General features: G+C 53.2%; 16 protein-coding genes. 12 read left to right on the top strand and 4 right to left on the bottom strand.

Annotation, left to right across the window (positions count from 1 at the left end):
* Positions 1 to 12: 12 nt before the first annotated feature.
* The 4 genes from AC0YOA_RS05055 to AC0YOA_RS05040 all read left to right on the top strand — a co-directional run bounded on the left by AC0YOA_RS05055 (position 13) and on the right by AC0YOA_RS05040 (position 3,375).
* Positions 13 to 813: a PhzF family phenazine biosynthesis protein gene (locus AC0YOA_RS05055; protein ID WP_475785683.1), complete on the top strand. Its 801-nt coding sequence runs from the start codon at positions 13 to 15 to the stop codon at positions 811 to 813.
* A 58-nt stretch (positions 814 to 871) separates the two neighbouring features.
* Entirely contained in the window at positions 872 to 1,594 is a 723-nt protein-coding gene (locus AC0YOA_RS05050) for a metallophosphoesterase family protein (RefSeq protein ID WP_475785682.1), read from the top strand.
* A gap of 129 nt (positions 1,595 to 1,723) precedes the next feature.
* The gene (locus tag AC0YOA_RS05045; protein ID WP_475785681.1) at positions 1,724 to 2,056 is read left to right on the top strand and encodes a PadR family transcriptional regulator; all 333 of its coding nucleotides are present in this window, start codon (positions 1,724 to 1,726) and stop codon (positions 2,054 to 2,056) included.
* Positions 2,053 to 3,375 carry an FtsW/RodA/SpoVE family cell cycle protein gene (locus tag AC0YOA_RS05040; protein ID WP_475785680.1) on the top strand — a complete coding sequence of 441 codons (1,323 nt, stop codon included), beginning with the start codon at positions 2,053 to 2,055 and terminating at the stop codon, positions 3,373 to 3,375. The genes AC0YOA_RS05045 and AC0YOA_RS05040 overlap by 4 nt, the downstream gene beginning before the upstream one ends.
* A 93-nt stretch (positions 3,376 to 3,468) precedes the next feature.
* On the opposite strand, the gene AC0YOA_RS05035 is transcribed toward AC0YOA_RS05040, so the two are convergent.
* On the bottom strand, positions 3,469 to 4,728 hold the full coding sequence (locus AC0YOA_RS05035; RefSeq protein WP_475785679.1) for a stalk domain-containing protein: 1,260 nt from the start codon (positions 4,726 to 4,728) through the stop codon (positions 3,469 to 3,471).
* A 236-nt stretch (positions 4,729 to 4,964) separates the two neighbouring features.
* The gene (locus tag AC0YOA_RS05030; RefSeq protein WP_475785678.1) at positions 4,965 to 6,167 is read right to left on the bottom strand and encodes a GGDEF domain-containing protein; all 1,203 of its coding nucleotides are present in this window, start codon (positions 6,165 to 6,167) and stop codon (positions 4,965 to 4,967) included.
* Between the two features lie 234 nt (positions 6,168 to 6,401).
* On the opposite strand from AC0YOA_RS05030, the gene AC0YOA_RS05025 reads away from it, so the two are divergent.
* The 3 genes from AC0YOA_RS05025 to AC0YOA_RS05015 are packed head-to-tail and all read left to right on the top strand — an operon-like array spanning position 6,402 to position 12,412.
* Entirely contained in the window at positions 6,402 to 7,544 is a 1,143-nt protein-coding gene (locus AC0YOA_RS05025; RefSeq protein ID WP_475785677.1) for a glycosyltransferase family 4 protein, read from the top strand.
* 21 nt (positions 7,545 to 7,565) lie between these two features.
* Positions 7,566 to 8,912: a metallophosphoesterase family protein gene (locus AC0YOA_RS05020; RefSeq protein WP_475785676.1), complete on the top strand. Its 1,347-nt coding sequence runs from the start codon at positions 7,566 to 7,568 to the stop codon at positions 8,910 to 8,912.
* A complete protein-coding gene (locus AC0YOA_RS05015; RefSeq protein WP_475785675.1) occupies positions 8,909 to 12,412 on the top strand; it encodes an AAA family ATPase in 3,504 nt (1,167 codons plus the stop codon). Before AC0YOA_RS05020 ends, AC0YOA_RS05015 begins: the two co-directional genes overlap by 4 nt.
* A 14-nt stretch (positions 12,413 to 12,426) precedes the next feature.
* Here AC0YOA_RS05015 and AC0YOA_RS05010 read toward each other — a convergent pair whose 3' ends face one another.
* Together AC0YOA_RS05010 and AC0YOA_RS05005 are read right to left on the bottom strand one after the other, a co-directional pair.
* Positions 12,427 to 13,467: a YkvI family membrane protein gene (locus tag AC0YOA_RS05010; protein WP_475785674.1), complete on the bottom strand. Its 1,041-nt coding sequence runs from the start codon at positions 13,465 to 13,467 to the stop codon at positions 12,427 to 12,429.
* Between the two features lie 100 nt (positions 13,468 to 13,567).
* Positions 13,568 to 14,272: a hypothetical protein gene (locus AC0YOA_RS05005; protein WP_475785673.1), complete on the bottom strand. Its 705-nt coding sequence runs from the start codon at positions 14,270 to 14,272 to the stop codon at positions 13,568 to 13,570.
* Between the two features lie 191 nt (positions 14,273 to 14,463).
* Here AC0YOA_RS05005 and AC0YOA_RS05000 point away from each other — a divergent pair, with 191 nt between their 5' ends.
* From AC0YOA_RS05000 to AC0YOA_RS04980, 5 genes are all read left to right on the top strand, one after another.
* On the top strand, positions 14,464 to 15,033 hold the full coding sequence (locus AC0YOA_RS05000) for a xanthine phosphoribosyltransferase (protein ID WP_475785672.1): 570 nt from the start codon (positions 14,464 to 14,466) through the stop codon (positions 15,031 to 15,033).
* 92 nt (positions 15,034 to 15,125) lie between these two features.
* Positions 15,126 to 15,446, top strand: a complete 321-nt coding sequence (locus AC0YOA_RS04995; RefSeq protein ID WP_210039567.1) for a hypothetical protein — start codon at positions 15,126 to 15,128, stop codon at positions 15,444 to 15,446.
* 104 nt (positions 15,447 to 15,550) lie between these two features.
* A complete protein-coding gene (locus tag AC0YOA_RS04990) occupies positions 15,551 to 15,769 on the top strand; it encodes a hypothetical protein (protein WP_210039566.1) in 219 nt (72 codons plus the stop codon).
* 81 nt (positions 15,770 to 15,850) lie between these two features.
* Positions 15,851 to 16,285, top strand: coding sequence for a NucA/NucB deoxyribonuclease domain-containing protein (locus AC0YOA_RS04985; protein ID WP_475785671.1), 435 nt, complete (start codon positions 15,851 to 15,853; stop codon positions 16,283 to 16,285).
* Positions 16,286 to 16,400: 115 nt separating this feature from the next.
* Positions 16,401 to 16,718, top strand: coding sequence for a TFIIB-type zinc ribbon-containing protein (locus AC0YOA_RS04980; RefSeq protein WP_210039564.1), 318 nt, complete (start codon positions 16,401 to 16,403; stop codon positions 16,716 to 16,718).
* The last annotated feature ends 40 nt before the right edge of the window (positions 16,719 to 16,758 follow it).

The raw sequence follows: 16,758 nt of genomic DNA, 5'->3' as shown, positions 1-16,758 counted from the left end.
TAGGAGGTACCCATGCCCATTCCCATTCATATTATTGATGCCTTCACCAATATAATGTTTAAAGGCAATCCGGCTGCGGTATGTTTGGTGGAAGCGGAGCTGGAGGAGATGCTGATGCAGCAAATCGCGGCAGAAATGAATCTTGCGGAGACCGCCTTTTTGCATCCTCTAGCAGACGGCAGCTACTCCCTCAGATGGTTTACCCCTCAGGCAGAGGTGGATCTATGCGGTCACGCAACACTGGCAAGCGCCCACCATCTTTGGGAAACCGGTCATTTGGGCGAAGCTGAGCAAGCACGCTTTCATACCCGCAGCGGATTGCTGACTGCAGAGCGCTCCGGGCAAGGGATTATGATGAATTTCCCTGCGGAGCCCGCTGTTCAAGCGGCAGCTCCAGACGAGCTTATACAGGCTTTGGGCCTGATTCCCTGTTATGTGGGCCGCAACCGGATGGATTATTTGGTTGAAGTGGACAGCGAGGAGACCGTCAGGACGCTTCGTCCTGATTTTGCCCTGATCGCCAGAGTGGACGCGCGCGGAGTCATCGTAACAAGCCGCTCATCAGAGGATATGCGTGAGGAATATGATTTTGTATCCCGTGCCTTTTACCCGGCCCAGGGTGTGAATGAGGATCCCGTTACAGGCTCCGCCCACTGTGCGCTTGCTCCTTACTGGCAGCAAAGGCTCCGCAAAACGGAGCTTCGCGGTTATCAGGCATCGGATCGGGGAGGCTATCTGCATCTTCGGAATGCGGAAGACCGCGTGTTTATAACAGGTCAGGCCGTCACTGTGCTGAGAGGAAGCTTGTCTTAGGTAATGAGTGATTATCTTTAAGAGTTGATCCATTTTCCTGAAAGGCGGCAATCCCATCATGAAGCGAAAACTGGTTATTAGCGATATCCACGGCTGCTATGAAGCATGGTTAAGCTTGTTGGAGAAGGTGGATTACGATAAAGAAAGGGATCAATTATTAATTCTCGGCGATTATGTGGATCGTGGACCTAACAGCAGGGAAGTGGTCGAGCATCTCATTTATTTGCACGATGTGCACGGAGCGGTTGTGCTCAAAGGCAATCATGATCAGAGGCTTGTCGATCTGATGAGATTCAAGGATGAGGCTGTAATCAGGAAATTTCTGTCCCATGAGGGCAGGGCAACTGTGAAAAGCTATCTTCAAACAGATCTGAGTGACCAGGAAGTGACGACTCAGACCGTGCACGAAATGATTGCTGCAATAAGCAAGCATTATGAGTATCATATCGCTTTTCTGAACAGTCTCCCCTACTATGCGGAGGACCGCCATCATATTTATGTTCATGCAGGGCTGAACCCGGAGTACCCGGATTGGAAGAAGCAGCCGCAGCGTGAATTTATGTACATCAAGGAACCCTTTCTGAGCAAGCCGACCGTTGTCGGCAAGACGGTTATTTTCGGTCATACCCAAGCGGAAGATATTCATGGAAGCCCGGACGTATGGTTTGGCGAGGGGAAGATCGGCATTGACGGCGGATGTGCTTTTGGGCAGCAGCTTAACGCCCTGGAAATAGACGCAAGTGGACATTACCGGACGTACAAAGTGGGCTTTCACTCTTAGGTGAAGGCTCTCTTTTTGTTAAATATAGAAATTATGCGCCGGAGATCAGTTGTTTCTTCCTGTATATTTCTGTATAATACCTAGTAAATCTATACATAGATTTACTAGGTATGGAAGGAGATAAAATCCATGAAGATCAACAAGGAATTATTAAAGGGAAGCACGGTCATCATGATTCTGACGATGCTGAATCGCAGAGCCATGTATGGCTATGAAATGATTAAGGAAATGGAGCAGCAGTCGGGGGGCATCTTCAGTCTGAAGGAGGGTACGCTTTATCCCATTCTGCATTCACTCGAAGCGGAGAGCTGGGTAGAGGCCTATTGGAGCGAGCATGATGGCCGCAAGAGAAAATATTACCGTATAACCGATAAGGGCGGTAGGCAGCTGCAGGACAAGAAACAGGAATGGGTCGTATTTCGTACCGCTCTGGACCGCATGATTGGGGAGGGGGGAGCATGAGGTCTATTGAATCCTATCCACAGGTGCAGAAATTTCTGCAAGCGGTTTGTCAGCAGGTGAAAGCGGTTGAACTGCATGAGGAGATTAAAGAAGAATTAATCGTACATATCGCTGATCGGGCGGAGGAATTGTTACTTCAAGGACAAGAGGGAGCACAGGCAGTTGAGCAGGCCGTTCAGGCAATGGGCTCTGCGGCGTCAATTGGGGACAAGCTGCACCATATTCACAGACCAAAGCTGGATTGGGGATTGATTTGCCTTCTGGCTCTTATAGCGGGAATGGGCATAATTGCGATCTGCGCGGTTCAAGCTGTAGATAATTCCTATATGAATGAAGGCCGTTATGTTGAGAAGAAGCTGGTATTTACAGGGCTTGGCTCAATTGGACTTGCCGCGTTATGGTTTTTCGATTACCGCAGGCTAAACCGGTTTTCGCTCGTTTTATTTCCGGTGACGCTGACGGTGTTGGCGGCAGGCATTGCTGCAGGCCGACCGATTAACGGTATGCCCTATTTAAACTTTTATGGAAAAAGCATTGATGTGGTGACCATCTGCACCTTTATGCTGGTCATCTCGCTTGCGGGAATGAAACTGCCAAAATATTGGACCGTGCGGGAGACCTTTCTGCGAAGCATCTACCTGCTCGGCATTCCTACCGTGATGTATATGAAAGGAAACAGCTTATCCGCAGGAATCTTGTATCTGGGCGCAGCCTTCGGATTTTTCTGGCTGTATCGCCGTTCGGCATACCAATTTATGTTTATTATCGGAGGGTATGTTATTACTGCTGTATCTATTGGTATGCTGAATCAGATGTATTCCCGTTATTTTCTCGCCAAGTTGACGTCATTCCTGTCCGACGACAAGCTTGGGGCGGGATATATGACCTATCAGTCCCTGCAGGCTATTCACGCCGCTGGCTGGTGGGGGCACGGCTTTGCAGCCCCCAACACGCATCTGCCTTATCAACACAGCAATATGGTGTTCTCGTATTTGATATACAGCTTCGGCTGGGCAGGAGGTCTTATCATTGCAGCGGTTGCCGTGTTATTTATTGTGAAGATAGCGGCGCTTGCTCATTCCATTCGGGATGAATATGGCCAGCGTTTAGTGGGGCTGCTGCTGATCGTCATAGGAATTGAATTTGTGCTGCCCATGCTGATGGCAATGGGACTAGCTCCGAATGTCCAGGTTCTGCTGCCGTTTCTGAGTTACGGCAATACGCTGCTGCTGCTTCATTTTGGCGCTGTCGGTTTGATTCTCACGGTATACAAGCGAAAGAACATGATAAGCAGCCAACAAGTCTGGAACAGGCAGTAGGCAGAAACCAAAAAATGAGACTGCTTGCGGGCGCTTCCGCCGCATGCAGTCTCATTTCCTTGTTCAAGCCCAAATAGACGGCTTGAGATTTATTCACTTTAAAGCGATTGTTTGTTCCACCTTCTGAATGACGGCATCACCTATGATCCCGATCCGCCAGAGGGCAACCCCCTTCAGATCGTAACGTTTGGCCAAACCGATTTTGCCGTTGATGGTGCCGGCATTCTCACTGCCCATGGAGATGCCCAGCAGGATCTTGTCTTTGGGCACCTGATTCAGTGCCAGATGAATTGCTTCATCCACACGCTTCAGCGGCTCAGGTCCTTTCTCATAGGAATAATCGTAAGCCATTATGACGAATTGATCGGCATATGCGGCCAATTTCTTGTAATCATAGCCTTTGTAAGAGCCATTAAGCGGATGCAGGGCAAGTGTGAGCTTCAGATCCCGATTTTGGGCCTGTTCATCCAGGAGACGGACAAATTCGGTGAATGATTGCTGGACCGTACTGGCCTCCCCTGTCAGTCCAAGACCTTCAAAGTCCAATGTAATGCCATCGAACTGCTTGTCGGCAGCCAGCGCAACGATATTATCGATTGCCTTGCTGCGCAGCTGAGGATCTCCAAGAAGTCTGGTCAGCTCTCCCTTGACATCGGTTGCCACCACCATAAGTTCAGGGGAGGTTCCGGCCTGGGATGCTCCCGTAATAATGGATTCCGGCGTCGTGTCGCCTGCAGCCTGGGGCCAGTAATAATCTTTTCCCTGCAGCGTTAATTGGCCTTGTTCATCAATTCGTGCCCAGCCAAACGAGACGGAATCGAATTTACTGATAAATCTCCGCTCATCAAACGAGGAAATAGCATAAAAGCCCATGGTGTACAGGTCTTCCTTGGGGGAAGCAATCGATACGGTCCTGCTCTTGGCATCCCAGCCTACGGAAGCGCCGAACTGGCTGCTGAAGAAGCTGAGCGGAACAAGCACTGATCCATTGTGGACAAGCGGTGCAACCGTCAGAGGAAGCGAGTTCCCATTAACCGTCGCGTTCTTGCTGCTTACGCGGAGAATCACGGTTTTGCTTGCTCCCGCAATGGACTTGGTTGCCTGTATCTGTTGGGTTTTCGCCGTCCATTGAACCGAGATCTGCATGGCCTCGGCAATTGCCCGGAAAGGTACCATCGTTGTGCCTTGGATGACGACAGGATCAGCAGGGAACGGCAGCGGATAGCTGTCCAGCATTATGGAAAGAGGTGCGGGCGCGGCAGAAGCGGCCTGTGCCTTGGGAGCCAATCCGTAGCCGGAGATAAGCATGAAGGAAGAGCAGAATATAAGGGCTATCTTTTTGGATTTTCTCATCTTGAATATTCGTCTCCTGTCCAAATCTATTAATCTATTAAGTATAGCAGGTCGTTTTCACAGAACAAAGAAGATGGCCCAAAACAGCACCTAAAGAATTGTTAAATCCGATCGATCGCGGTACAAGCGCTTCCACAGCAGCCTATGCAGACCGTTGATTAGCGGATCGACGAAACAAACCGAAGCAGAGGCTTCGGTTTGTTTCGAGAGAGTTGAATTGCTGAAGCAGAGATAATTCAAGCGTGGATGTTTTGCTGGGAATCTTCTCCGGCAGAGCGGCTCCGCGAGCGTTTCATCGAGGCATGGAGAGTCACTTTATTCTTGCCGGACGTCTTCGACACGTACATGGCTTCATCTGCCTGCTTCACGACTTCCTCGGCAGAAACGCCGTCGCGGGAGCAACTCACGCCTATGCTGATCGTCACGATGCTTTCTTTCTCAACGCGGCTTCGAATGGTTTCCGCCACTTTCTCAGGCTTGACGCCAGCAGCGGCTACCAGTCCCAGCAGCTCCTCGCCCCCGTATCGCCCGGCCGCTCCGATACCGGCGGTTTCTTCTTTAATAATATCAGCAACCTGTTTGAGTACGCCGTCGGCACGATGATGGCCTTCCGTGTCATTCAGCTTCTTGAAGTTATCTATGTCACAGAAAATAATGGCAATCCGTCTTGCCTCGCGCAGCATCTGCTCTGCTTTCTTATTGAAATGCCTGCGATTATACAAGCTGGTCAGGCCGTCCGTAATGGAGGATTGAAAGGTCATCAGCAGCCTCTCCAGCACCCAGTCAAACAAAAGCAGAAACAACAGGGCATAATAGACAATAGGAAGCAGGTGGGAAAGAATCACAAGCATCGGCTCGCTTCCGTGAAAAACATAGCTGTCTGCGAGATCCGAGAGCTGATAAATGAAATAAACAATCAGACTGGCAGAGTAGCTGAAGCGTTGATCGATGCCGCGCAAATTCAGCAGTATGACAAAGTTGATGACGAGGCCATAGAAATCCAGAGCGAGTGCGGACAAGCCTTCAGCACCTACCGGATGAGTGAGAATATCCGGGTCCAATGCGATCTGAAGCGCCGTAATCCCGATCAGGCCGATAACCATAAGAAGAAACGGCATTCCTTTCAGACGTGTTGAAGGCTGTGTATACAATTTCATGAAAACAAAGTTTATAATAATAAAGGAAAGCAGGCTTGTAACGGAATAGGACAAGTTCAAATAAGGCGACTGGGATAACCCGGGAAAAGCGAGACTGACAAGCGCTGCTTGCTGTAGAATAACAATAGAAAGAACAACTATCAGCAACCGGTGGGTTTTGTTCCGGCGGTAGCTTTTGTACAGGCGAATCGACATAAAGAGCGTCAGGACCAGTATGGTCAAAACACAAGCGGAAGCGAAGGTTTGACCGGTCGGACCGGCAATCCACTGCAAAATCGTCATATGATACCCACCTAGCGAGGTTGAAGTTATACCCGTTTAAACTTCTTATGTATGGTTGAAACTTGCCGGGTGGAATAAACTTTACAGAAACATATGTTCTAGTATATCATGATTTTGTTCAGTCGAAAAGTGTCGAGGACGACCGTATGAAGAAATGTTTTCTTGACGGAAACCATCATTTTTATGCTTGCGATGATATGTTTTCTTAACAGAATACATTTGAGGAGGACAAGAATGAACATATTACAAGCTTTGTTTTTTCCGCCGGATCAGCCCGGTGGTGTGTCCTCAATGGTTCCGTATATCCAAGAGCGGTTCAATAAGATGGGTTGGCAGATGGAGCTGTTCTCTATTCCCAAGAGGGTCAGAAGCAAGGGGCAGGACGCTGTCAGCTTCGATACGTTCGATATACGACAGTACGAAGGCAACCCGATTGTTGATAAATATATTCAGACCTATCGCGACTACTTGTGGTGGACGCGAATGCGGATTAATAAATCATACGACCTGATTCACGCGCATCATCCCATAGCGGGGCTTGCGATGAAGAAGCTGTATCCGGAAATGCCGCTTATGATGACGATTCATTCCAGCTATGAGCGGGAGCTCATATTGAACGGCAGGATCCGGGAGGGCGGACAGGAGCATCAATTCCTGACATCGATCTACGGTGAGCTGGAAGCCAAGGTTGACCGGATTCTGACAGTATCCGAATCCTTCAGAAGCTATATAAGCCCCTATATCAAAAATCCCGATGCGATCAAGGTCATACCGAATGGCTTCGATGAGAAGCGCTTCCGGCCGATCTCCCATGAGAACGAGGTTGTACAGCTGATTACTGTCTGCCGGCTTGTGCCTGCCAAAGGTCTGGATATTCTGCTTCATGCCTGTGCGGGACTAAAGGCAAAGGGGCATACGTTTGTCCTGCATATCATTGGCGATGGCCCTATACGGACGGAGCTGGAGCAGCTTGCCCTGCAGCTGGATTTATATGACGATATTATTTTTTATGGTTATATGCTTCATCCGGAGGAATTCATGCCGTTCTTCGACGTGTTCGTGCTTCCGTCGCGTGCCGAGGCGTTCGGATCAGTGTTCGCGGAAGCCGCGCTCTGCTGGCTGGCTTTGATCGGAACGAATGTAGGCGGCATCGCAGAGCAAATCGATGATGGCGTCAATGGCCTGCTCGTTCCTTCGGAGGACCCGGAGGCCCTCTGCGAGGCGCTTGAGAAAGTCATCAGTGATCCCAGCTTCCGCTACAACCTGGCCCGGGCAGCCTGGAATAAAGCGAAGAAGGTATATTCGCTGCAGCGCGTCATCGCTCAATTGAAGGAAGTTTACCTGGAGATTAATCCGGAACCGGAAGTGAAATCTTAATACCGCAGGAGGAGTTTGCGAATGAGCGTCCCGTTCCGTTTTATTCATGCTGCCGATTTGCATGTGGACAGTCCCTTCCAGGGTCTCCCGGACGCGCCTCATCATGTGCGTGAAACACTTGCGGGCTCAACCTTCAGGGCAGTGGAGAAGCTGGTGGAAACGGCAATAACGGCCGATGTGGATTTTGTGGTGATCGCCGGTGATTTGTTTGACTCGGCAGACCGTTCCTTGCGCGCGCAGCTGGCGCTGCAAAAACAATGGCAGCGGCTGCACACCCATGGTGTGCAGCTGTTTGTCATTCACGGCAATCACGATCATCTGGGCGGCGGCAGAGCTAATTTGCAATGGCCGGAATCCATGACCATTTTCGGTTCGAAGCAAGTGGAACACGCGCCGGCCTACCGAAAGGACGGCGAGCTTGCCGCATATGTGTACGGCATGTCGTATGGAGCGCGCGCCGTGACAGACAACATTGCCCGCGGTTATCGTCCGGATCCGGATGGCCCCTACCATATCGCGCTCCTCCATGGGAATGTGGACGGCAACCCGGCCTATGATCCATATGCGCCCTGTTCGCTCAATGAGCTTGCTTCAGCCGGTTTCGATTACTGGGCTCTCGGACATATACATACCCGTGCCGTTCTGCATACATATCCTCATATAGTCTATCCTGGAAATACACAAGGGCGTCATTCCAGAGAAACAGGCGCCAAAGGATGTTATATCGTCGATGTAAAGCCCTCCAGGGAAGCGGAGCTCACCTTCGCGGCTCTGGATACCGTCCGATGGGAACACATGGAGGCGTCCATCGAGGGGGTTGAACATGAGCAGGCTTTGCTGGATCTGCTGGAGCGGGCGCTTCTCGACGGTCTGACCGGAAGCGGCGGCCGGCCGCTGGTCGCCAGACTGCGACTTACAGGCAGGGGGGCCATGCACAATAAGCTGATGGATCCTGTCTTTGCAGCAGAGCTGCTGGACGGCTTGCGCCAGCGGATGGATAGCGGATCGGCTGGCTGGCAAACAGGCGAGCAGCCGTGGTGTTGGGTCACCGGTTTTGATCTGGCGACAGGGATCGTTCTGGATCTGAAGGCTGCCGCAAGTGAAGACAGCTTTACCGGTGAACTACTGCGCGGCATGTTAGGGATTGAAGCTGACGAAGCGGGGCGCCTGGAGCTGTTGGAGGAAGCGCTTGCGCCGCTGCTTGCCAATGCCCGGATGCGCAAGCTGGTAAGGGAACGCATGGAGCGGCATTCGCTTTCCTGGCTGCAGCAGGCGAAAGAGCTGGCAGCCGGTTTACTGACAGAGGAGCATGAAGCGGTTCCTTCATCCTCTGTGATGGAGACAAGCGAAGGAGGAGCTGTGAAGTGAAATGGATAGGTATGCATGTGGAAGGCTTCGGCAAGCTGAGCGATTTTCGCTGCAGCTTCGATGCGCCGGTAACGGTCATTTACGGGCCGAATGAAGCGGGAAAAAGCACGATGCTGGGTTTTATCCGCTCGATGCTGTACGGGTTTGCGACGAGGGCCAATCCCTCCGAACGGCAGGAGCCATCCGCTGGAGGCCGTCATGGCGGCAGGCTGCTGTTCCGGGATTCGCTCGGGCGAGCGTATGTATTGGAACGGCTTGCCAAGACGGCAGGGGGAAAGCTGTCTGTCCGTCCCTATGAAGGCCAGCTGGCAGAGGGGCAGCAGAATGACACGGACATGCCCGCGGCGCCAGACCTGCCGGAGCTGCTCCTCCAAGGTGCTTGGGAGCAGCTGTTTCTCGGTGGAGTCAATGAGAGAGTATACCGTCAATTATTCGCTATTACACTGACGGAGCTGCAGGCCGTAGGCATGCTGGAAGGCGATGAGCTGGGCAAGCAGCTGTATCACGCAGGCTGGGGCGGAGGGCATGCGATTGCCAGGACGGAGAAGCAGTTGAACGCACAATTGGATGGACTATTCCGTCCGCGCGGGAGCAATCAGCAGATGAACCGGCTGCTCAAGGAATTGGACGATACGGAAACGCAGCTGCGGCGTCTGGAAGACGAGATCAGCTCCTATAATGATCTGGCGGATGAACTTGTACAGACGCAGCAGCAGCTTCAGGAATTGGAAAGCCGCCTGCCCGCAATGCGGGAGCAGGCGGCGCTGCTGACACGAGCCCATGAAACAAGACCGCTGTGGATCGGGCGCATGGCGCTTGGGCGCGAGCTTGAGGATCTGAATGCGGCCGGAAGGCTGCCTTCGGATATGAGAAGAAGATGGGAGCTGTGGACGGTTGAACATGACCGCACGGCTGCTGAGCTTCGCGGCATTAAGCTGAAGACCGAGGGACATGAACGGGAATCAAGCTCCCTGATCTATGATGAGAAGCTGATCGAGGCTGTTGATGAGATTGAAGCTCTATTGATGTCAGTGGAACGGATGAATGCGGTTCGTCTCGAACGCAAGGCATTGGAGGCAGAGCTGCGCGAGCATTCCGAAGCGTTGTCCCGATTGTTGTCACGGATTGCTCCGGACTGGACAGAGCATCAGCTGCGCCTTTTCCGTTTCACTGTCGCCGACCGTGAAACGGTGAGGGCGGCAAGAGCCGCGATGACGGACGCGGCGAGAGCCAGCCATCTTGCGGAGGCGGAGCTGCGTTCAACCCGGGAGCAGACGCAGGAGGTGGAGGCGCAGCTGGCCGAGATTGAAGAGACGGCTGGGGGAAGGGAACTGTTCCGGCGGGGCGGGTCTCCAGCCGTAACAGGCAGCCAGCAGCGCGGGCAGCTGCATGGGAGCGACGGAAGCTTGGGCGGCCGTGAAGAGGCAGTGGCTGCTGTCCGCATGGCGGACTTTGGCGGCGCTGAGCTGCTGCCGGCAACGCCGGAGGGGCTGCGCCATGCTGCGCGGACGTTCGAGGACGCGTGGCGGGAGCTTGAGCTTGAGCAGCTGCGCGCTGAGCAAGCGCAGCAGAGGGCTGCCGGCGCCAGCGCCGCCGGGCACCGCGGCGGCACTGCGCTCTGGGCCGCGGCCGGCGCGCTGGCTGCGGCAGCGGCGGCGCTGCTCGCGGTCGGCTGGCCCACGGCCGCGGCAGCCGCCGCCAGCGCCGCGCTGGCTATCGCGGCGCTGGCGCTGCTGCGCCTGCGCGAAGCGCGGCAGGCTGCGCCGCGCGCCGGCGCAGCGCCGGCCCGCGCTCGCCGCGGCGGGCCGCATCGCGCTGCGCTGGCCCCGCTTGCCGCGGCGGACCGCCGCGTTGCGGCCGCGCTGCGCGGGCTCGTCAGCGAGCCGGAGGCCCTGCTCGCCGCGCTGCTGGCAGACCGTGAAGCTGCCCCTGGGCGAAGCTTCGCTCCGGGCAGCGAAGCATACAGCCCCGCCGCTGCGGCTCCCACAGGCGCTGACAAGCAGCACGCCGCATCGCGGGCTTACATCCAGGAAGCCGCGGCTGCCGGCGCAGCGGTCAGCCGGGCGGCAAGCGGCGGCGGGATGCACCACCGCCAGCTTGTCAGTCCTTCAGCGCTGCTGGAGCAGCTCAGAGCGGCGATAGATGCCCGCCTCGATCAGCTGCGCGCGGGCCAGCACAGCGCCCAGCGCAGAAGAGAGCTGCAGCGCCGCCTCGCTTCGCTTGCCGCGCAGGAAACAGAGCTGCGGCTCCAGCAAGCGCAGGCCGCCGAACAGGAGCAAGCCGCTGCCGCCAATTGGCATAGCTGGCTTGCCGCGCAGGCGCTGCCGCTTACATTATCCCCGGAGGCGGCGATAGAAACCGCCGATCTGGCTGAGCAGGCGGCGCTTCGGCTTCAGGCACGCGACCGCCTGAAAGCGAAAGCTGCCGATATGGATACGCAGCTTGCGGACTTCGATGCGGCGGTCAGGACGCTTGGCTCAAAATTTCCGGATGTCAGAGGGACCGCGTCTGCGGAACCTGGACTTGCCTTGAAGCTGATGCACAGCGAAGCGGGGAAGCAAACGGCAGCACGTGCGCGACTGAACGAATTAACAACGGAAATTGCGAGGCTTCGCACCGCAGAGACCTCGCTTGTGGAAGCACTTAACAAGCTGGATGATGAGCGGGAGACGTGGTTTGCGGCAGTTTCCGCGGACAATGAACGCGGTTTTCTGGAAGCGGTCAAGAAATCCGAGCGGATGCAGGAAATTGAGCCGGAGCTGTACAAGCTTGCGGCAGAGCTGGATGCGGGAGTCACCTCTGCCCAGAGAGAGCGTCTGGAGCAGTGGTTTCAATTTGTCGATGCCGCCCGGCTGGAGGCGATGAAACTGGAAGCGGAATCGGCCTTGACAAATGGAGAACGGCTGAGAAGTGAGCTGCTGGAAACAAGCGGACGCCAGCGCCAGACGATGGAGCAGTTGATGCAAGCCGGCAGCCGTACACGTCTTCTGGCGCAGCGGGAAGTGACTTCAGCGGCGCTGAAGCAGTTGATGGACAGGTATGCGGTAGCGGCATTGAGCATGACCATGATACGAAGAACAAAACGGCTGATGGAGGAGCAGCGGCAGCCCGCCGTTCTGAAGGAAGCCTCTCGCTATATGGCAAAGATGTCGAAGGGGAAATACACCCGGATTTCCGTGCCGGAGGGGGAACAGACGATTCGGCTTGAGACGCCGGACGGTCAGTTCGTCGACAGCATCTTTCTCAGCCGGGGGACGGCTGAGCAGTTATATCTGTCCATGCGGTTTGCTCTTGCGGATGAAGCGGCGATGACGACGGAATTGCCGATGATCCTGGATGATTTATTCGTCAATTTTGACGGCTCCCGGCTGGAGGCTGCCATAGATATCATTGGAGAGCTGTCCAGCCGCAGACAGCTTGTGTTGCTTACCTGTCATGATCACATTCGGGACAAGCTGATGGAGCGGCTTTCCAGTGCCAGGCTTGTCCACTTATCCTAAACGATAAACAGGGTCTATTTGCCCAGGGGAGCAGACTGCTTGATCAGAAGTGCGAGCCACCCGAGACTGACAAGGCCGAATATCGGATAAAGCGTGGACAGCAGCGGTCCGAACCCGATTTGACTGGCAGCATAACAGATAACGAGTACGATTAAGGTGATCGAGGTATGCGACATCTTCATCCGTTCTTTAAGCTGGAGCGTCAGTCCATAGATATCTGCGACCAATGTGGTGAAGATCTCGGCAAAAATCAGGCCGATATAGATCCACTGCATGCCATGTCCAAGCTCGCGGGCGATCCCGCCCATCGGAATGGCATACTGCTGAATACCAGGCATATAGAGGGATAAAGCCATATGTCCGGCAATCAGCATGAAGCCAATCCCGATTCCGCCTATCCATGCACCGGCGATGATGGTCTTGCGGTCCCTCACCTGCGCTCCGAGAGGAACAAGCACAGCCTGCGACATGGACAAATTGAATGCGGCGTACAGCAGGGGCGATGCCCACACGGCAAAGGGAGAATAATCGCTGGTCAGCAGCATCCAGCGGCTTGAGCCAGGCGTATTCAGCGTGTCTACAACGATAATCAGCGTAAAAACAAGCATCAGCGGTACAACAATCGAATTGATTGTCAGTATGGCGCTCATTCCTTTGCGGACAAGAAAAAAACAGCCGATCAGCGTCACAAGCAGTCCGGTCTGATAGGAAACATTCCAGTTTTCTGTGAAGATTGTCCCCGCGCCGGCTAGCATAACAGCATTGACTCCAAGAAGTACAATGAGCATAAAATGGCTGACCCAACGCCCGAAACGCGGGCCAAACAGCTTTTTGTTGACATCCTCGTATGACTTGGCGGATATGTCGCTTGCAATCAGCATCATTTTAGCTCCAAGCCAGATGAACATGGCGGTTGCCAGGAGAATAGTGGCTGCGCCCCAGTAGCCGAAACGTGTGAAGAACTGCAATATTTCCTGTCCGGTCGCGAAGCCGGCACCAACTATGGTGCCCATATACGTGAACGCAATCTGCAAGACTTTTCCAAATTGTTTCATGACGGTTCCGACCTGCCTCTCGTTCGCACTTATCTACAAGATATGTGAGAAGAAGGACAGGCATGACAAGTCCCGGCATGAAAATCGTCTTGTTCGGGTTTTATTCGGAATCGGCAAATAGCTTAATGGAAATGATTTGGTTGTTTTCGGGGTCCAGATCAAGCTTCAAGAGGGCGCCAGATGCTTTGTAGGCGATAACGCTTGAGGTGTGTGTTTCCGGCTTGCCAAGCAGCGTCAGGGCTGTTTTCTCACTGTCTCCGACGCGCAGTCCGTTGAGATCGGTGACGGCATCGCTTTCGAACACTTCGATGAATTTTACTTTTTTGCTTGCGTCGAAGCCGATGGAGTAGCCTTTATATTCGTGGACCGTCAGTTCATCGCCGCCATCATCCAGGCTGTAGCTCTCGGAAGGCTGGCCGAGCAATTTGTCCAGGGAAGCCTGGGAATCGGCGATGGAGATCTGGCGCAGCTTGGGTGCCTTTGGATCCCATTTCAACTCGGCCTTTCCTTCTTTGGCCGTATTCTTTAAAGCGGTTGATTCGGTTGTGGCATCCGCTTCGGATTTCGCGTCATCACCGGAAGCAGGAACAACAGGGCTATCTCCGTTGTTCTTGTCCTGATTGAAGGTTTGCTGCGGACCGTTCGTGCGTTCTGAAGAGTTTCCGTCAGCTTGTCCCTGAGGCTGGGCGGCGCTGTCGCCGGTGGAGGACGGATTGCCTGACTGCATCTGGCATCCGGCAATGACAATGGAGAGCAAAGCGACAGCCGCCCCGCGCGCAGCCTTGCGGGATCTCGGGTTATTCAATTGTACGTACACCTCCTGCATTTTGATGCTCTAGTGGCCCTAAAGCATCCGACAACTATTAGACGTAAAAACCTGGCAAAAAGTTGCATTAAAGCTTGTGGAATTTGAATCCTTCCTGCTTGTCCAGCTTGCGGAGTTGGCCTTGCATATGGTACTTTAGACGTAAAAAGGTGTTTGGTGGAGGGAAAGCGATGGAACTGTTAAAAGAACGGATTTTACGCGAGGCTTCCGTCATCAACAATGATGTGTTAAAGCTCGATGCACTGCTGAATCATCAGGTTGACCCTCAGCTGACGATGGCGATGGGCAATGAATTTGCCAGACGTTATGCGGAGCATTCGATTACAAAAGTGATTACGGTTGAATCTTCCGGCATACCGGTTGGATTTACAACCGCCCTGGCATTGGGTGTTCCACTGCTTTTTGCAAGGCGGAAGAAGACGCTGATCGCCGATCCGGATGCGCTGACGGAGCGGGTGCCCTCATTTACGAAAGGAATTGTAACGGATATTATGGTATCCCGCCAATTTCTGACCGGGAGCGATACGGTCCTGTTCATAGACGATATCATAGCCAATGGCGATGCAGCCCGCGGACTCATAAAAATAATTGAACGTTCCGGCGCGAAGCTGGCTGGTCTTGGAATCGTAGTTGAGAAATCCTTTCAGGCCGGGGCGCGAACCATACGGGAGCAAGGGATTCGTGTGGAATCGCTTGTTCAGATTGCCTCCTTGGAAGGCGGGCATATTCAGTTCCTGTAGCTTCATGAACGAAATATTCCGCAATCAGTACCTTTTCGATTCAGCCGTTTTGCCTTATAATGTTCTTATTGACCGAGGGGAGGCACAAGAGCATGGGGAATCTTTCTGCAGATTTTTTAGAAACCAAGTTGTCCGACGCCAAGAATCACTTTGAGCGTGCACTCGATTGCAAGCATACGGAATTCGATGACTTGTATCCTTATATGATCGAGCATCCACAATTTTTTTGGTACAAACGCTATGTTGCCTGGTCCGAGTTATTAACCATTGTCAAATTGTCCGAAGAGCTTGAGATGGATTGGAAAACACAATTCACAGCCAAGCAGGCTGATTATATTTCAAGTCGTGTCATGTCGTCGCGCGTACTTGATGAATGGTATGAAACTATTGATTCGAACGAAACGGTGAGCTGACAACAGCATAGATTGGGTAAGAGACCTCAATGAGCAAACTTGGGCATTGGGGTCTTTTACATATAGGGATACATGATGAGAGCGTTAGGGGGCAAACGAAAACCGTGATATCAGAGGAACAACTGGATGCATATCGGGTGGAAGGCACACGGATTCGTGTGGTCCGTGACGGCATAGAAGACAATGACGTGATCGGAATTGTAGTGGCCTGGGATGATGAAGTTGTAGCAATCCGCCGGCCGAACAGACGGATCGTGAAGGTGAAGCGGAATTATATCATCGAGCCGGCATCTGAGCCCCGGAGCAGCAATTGGGAAGTCTAAAGCCAAAATGGTATCCGGCAGGATTGCAGTTTTTCCGTGGCAGTAAGCATCATTGAGCACAATCAGGAGGAAGTTCAGACTTTGAAACGGAAGAGCAGCATATTCGCCCTATTATTAGCAGTTATCGTCCTATTTATTATTCCCCGTCTGGATTTTCTGAAGGAACAGACGGAAGCGCCGGTATACGGAGAAGCGGATTATTCCATTCATTTTCCTACCGACCGTTTTCCGAAGACAGCCAAGCATATCAAAGAGGCTATTGAAGCGGGGAAGTCGCGGGTCTGCACCATTGACAGGGATGGAGCGGATGAGAATAGAAAAGCCTCTCTGAAGGGCATAGAGACGAAAAAAGGTTTTGACCGCGACGAGTGGCCGATGGCCATGTGTGCGGAAGGCGGCGAGAATGCCGATATTGCCTACATAACCCCATCGGATAACCGGGGAGCGGGCGCTTGGGTCAGCAATCAGCTGGAGGACTATCCGGACGGGGCAACGGTGATGTTCATTATGGAATAGAACGCTCGCTGGATTCATCTTCTTTATGCTGCGCAGGACAAAACATGAAACCTCAGCCCCATTCAAACGTAGAAAAGACCGAGCAACGACATGAATCGAATGGAGGATATTCATAATGAAATGTCCCGTATGTGATGATGCGCGTATGCGTGAGGTGGAGAAGAACGGCGTGGTCATCGATGTCTGTCCCGAATGCAAAGGCGTTTGGCTTGACCGCGGTGAACTGGACAAGCTGACGAATGGAATTCGCGAGGTCCGCAGCGAATATGACCGTTTGGAGCGTCAGGTCTCCTATGATAATCAAGACAGCCGCGGCTACAGGCAGGATGATCACTCGAACGATGCTTACGGTTCAAGAGGCTACGACAAGAACGGCAAACCTTATAAAAAGAAGAAAAACATGATGGACGTGTTCGGCGACTTGTTTGAATGAGTCAAATGACAGGAATTCAATAGCAGGCTTCCCGGCTTTG

The sequence above is a fragment of the Paenibacillus sp. JT22N12 genome, from assembly GCF_056269365.1.
This window is presented reverse-complemented; position numbering and strand designations above follow the sequence as displayed.

Bases quoted from the DNA above. Each gene is read 5' to 3' on its own strand.
- AC0YOA_RS05050 (WP_475785682.1), top strand. From the start codon at position 872: ATGAAGCGAAAACTGGTTATTAGCGATATCCACGGCTGCTATGAAGCA.
- AC0YOA_RS05010 (WP_475785674.1), bottom strand. From the start codon at position 13,467: ATGAAACAATTTGGAAAAGTCTTGCAGATTGCGTTCACGTATATGGGC.
- AC0YOA_RS05025 (WP_475785677.1), top strand. From the start codon at position 6,402: ATGAACATATTACAAGCTTTGTTTTTTCCGCCGGATCAGCCCGGTGGT.
- AC0YOA_RS04995 (WP_210039567.1), top strand. From the start codon at position 15,126: ATGGGGAATCTTTCTGCAGATTTTTTAGAAACCAAGTTGTCCGACGCC.
- AC0YOA_RS04980 (WP_210039564.1), top strand. From the start codon at position 16,401: ATGAAATGTCCCGTATGTGATGATGCGCGTATGCGTGAGGTGGAGAAG.
- AC0YOA_RS05045 (WP_475785681.1), top strand. From the start codon at position 1,724: ATGAAGATCAACAAGGAATTATTAAAGGGAAGCACGGTCATCATGATT.
- AC0YOA_RS05035 (WP_475785679.1), bottom strand. From the start codon at position 4,728: ATGAGAAAATCCAAAAAGATAGCCCTTATATTCTGCTCTTCCTTCATG.
- AC0YOA_RS05020 (WP_475785676.1), top strand. From the start codon at position 7,566: ATGAGCGTCCCGTTCCGTTTTATTCATGCTGCCGATTTGCATGTGGAC.
- AC0YOA_RS05040 (WP_475785680.1), top strand. From the start codon at position 2,053: ATGAGGTCTATTGAATCCTATCCACAGGTGCAGAAATTTCTGCAAGCG.
- AC0YOA_RS05055 (WP_475785683.1), top strand. From the start codon at position 13: ATGCCCATTCCCATTCATATTATTGATGCCTTCACCAATATAATGTTT.
- AC0YOA_RS05030 (WP_475785678.1), bottom strand. From the start codon at position 6,167: ATGACGATTTTGCAGTGGATTGCCGGTCCGACCGGTCAAACCTTCGCT.
- AC0YOA_RS05000 (WP_475785672.1), top strand. From the start codon at position 14,464: ATGGAACTGTTAAAAGAACGGATTTTACGCGAGGCTTCCGTCATCAAC.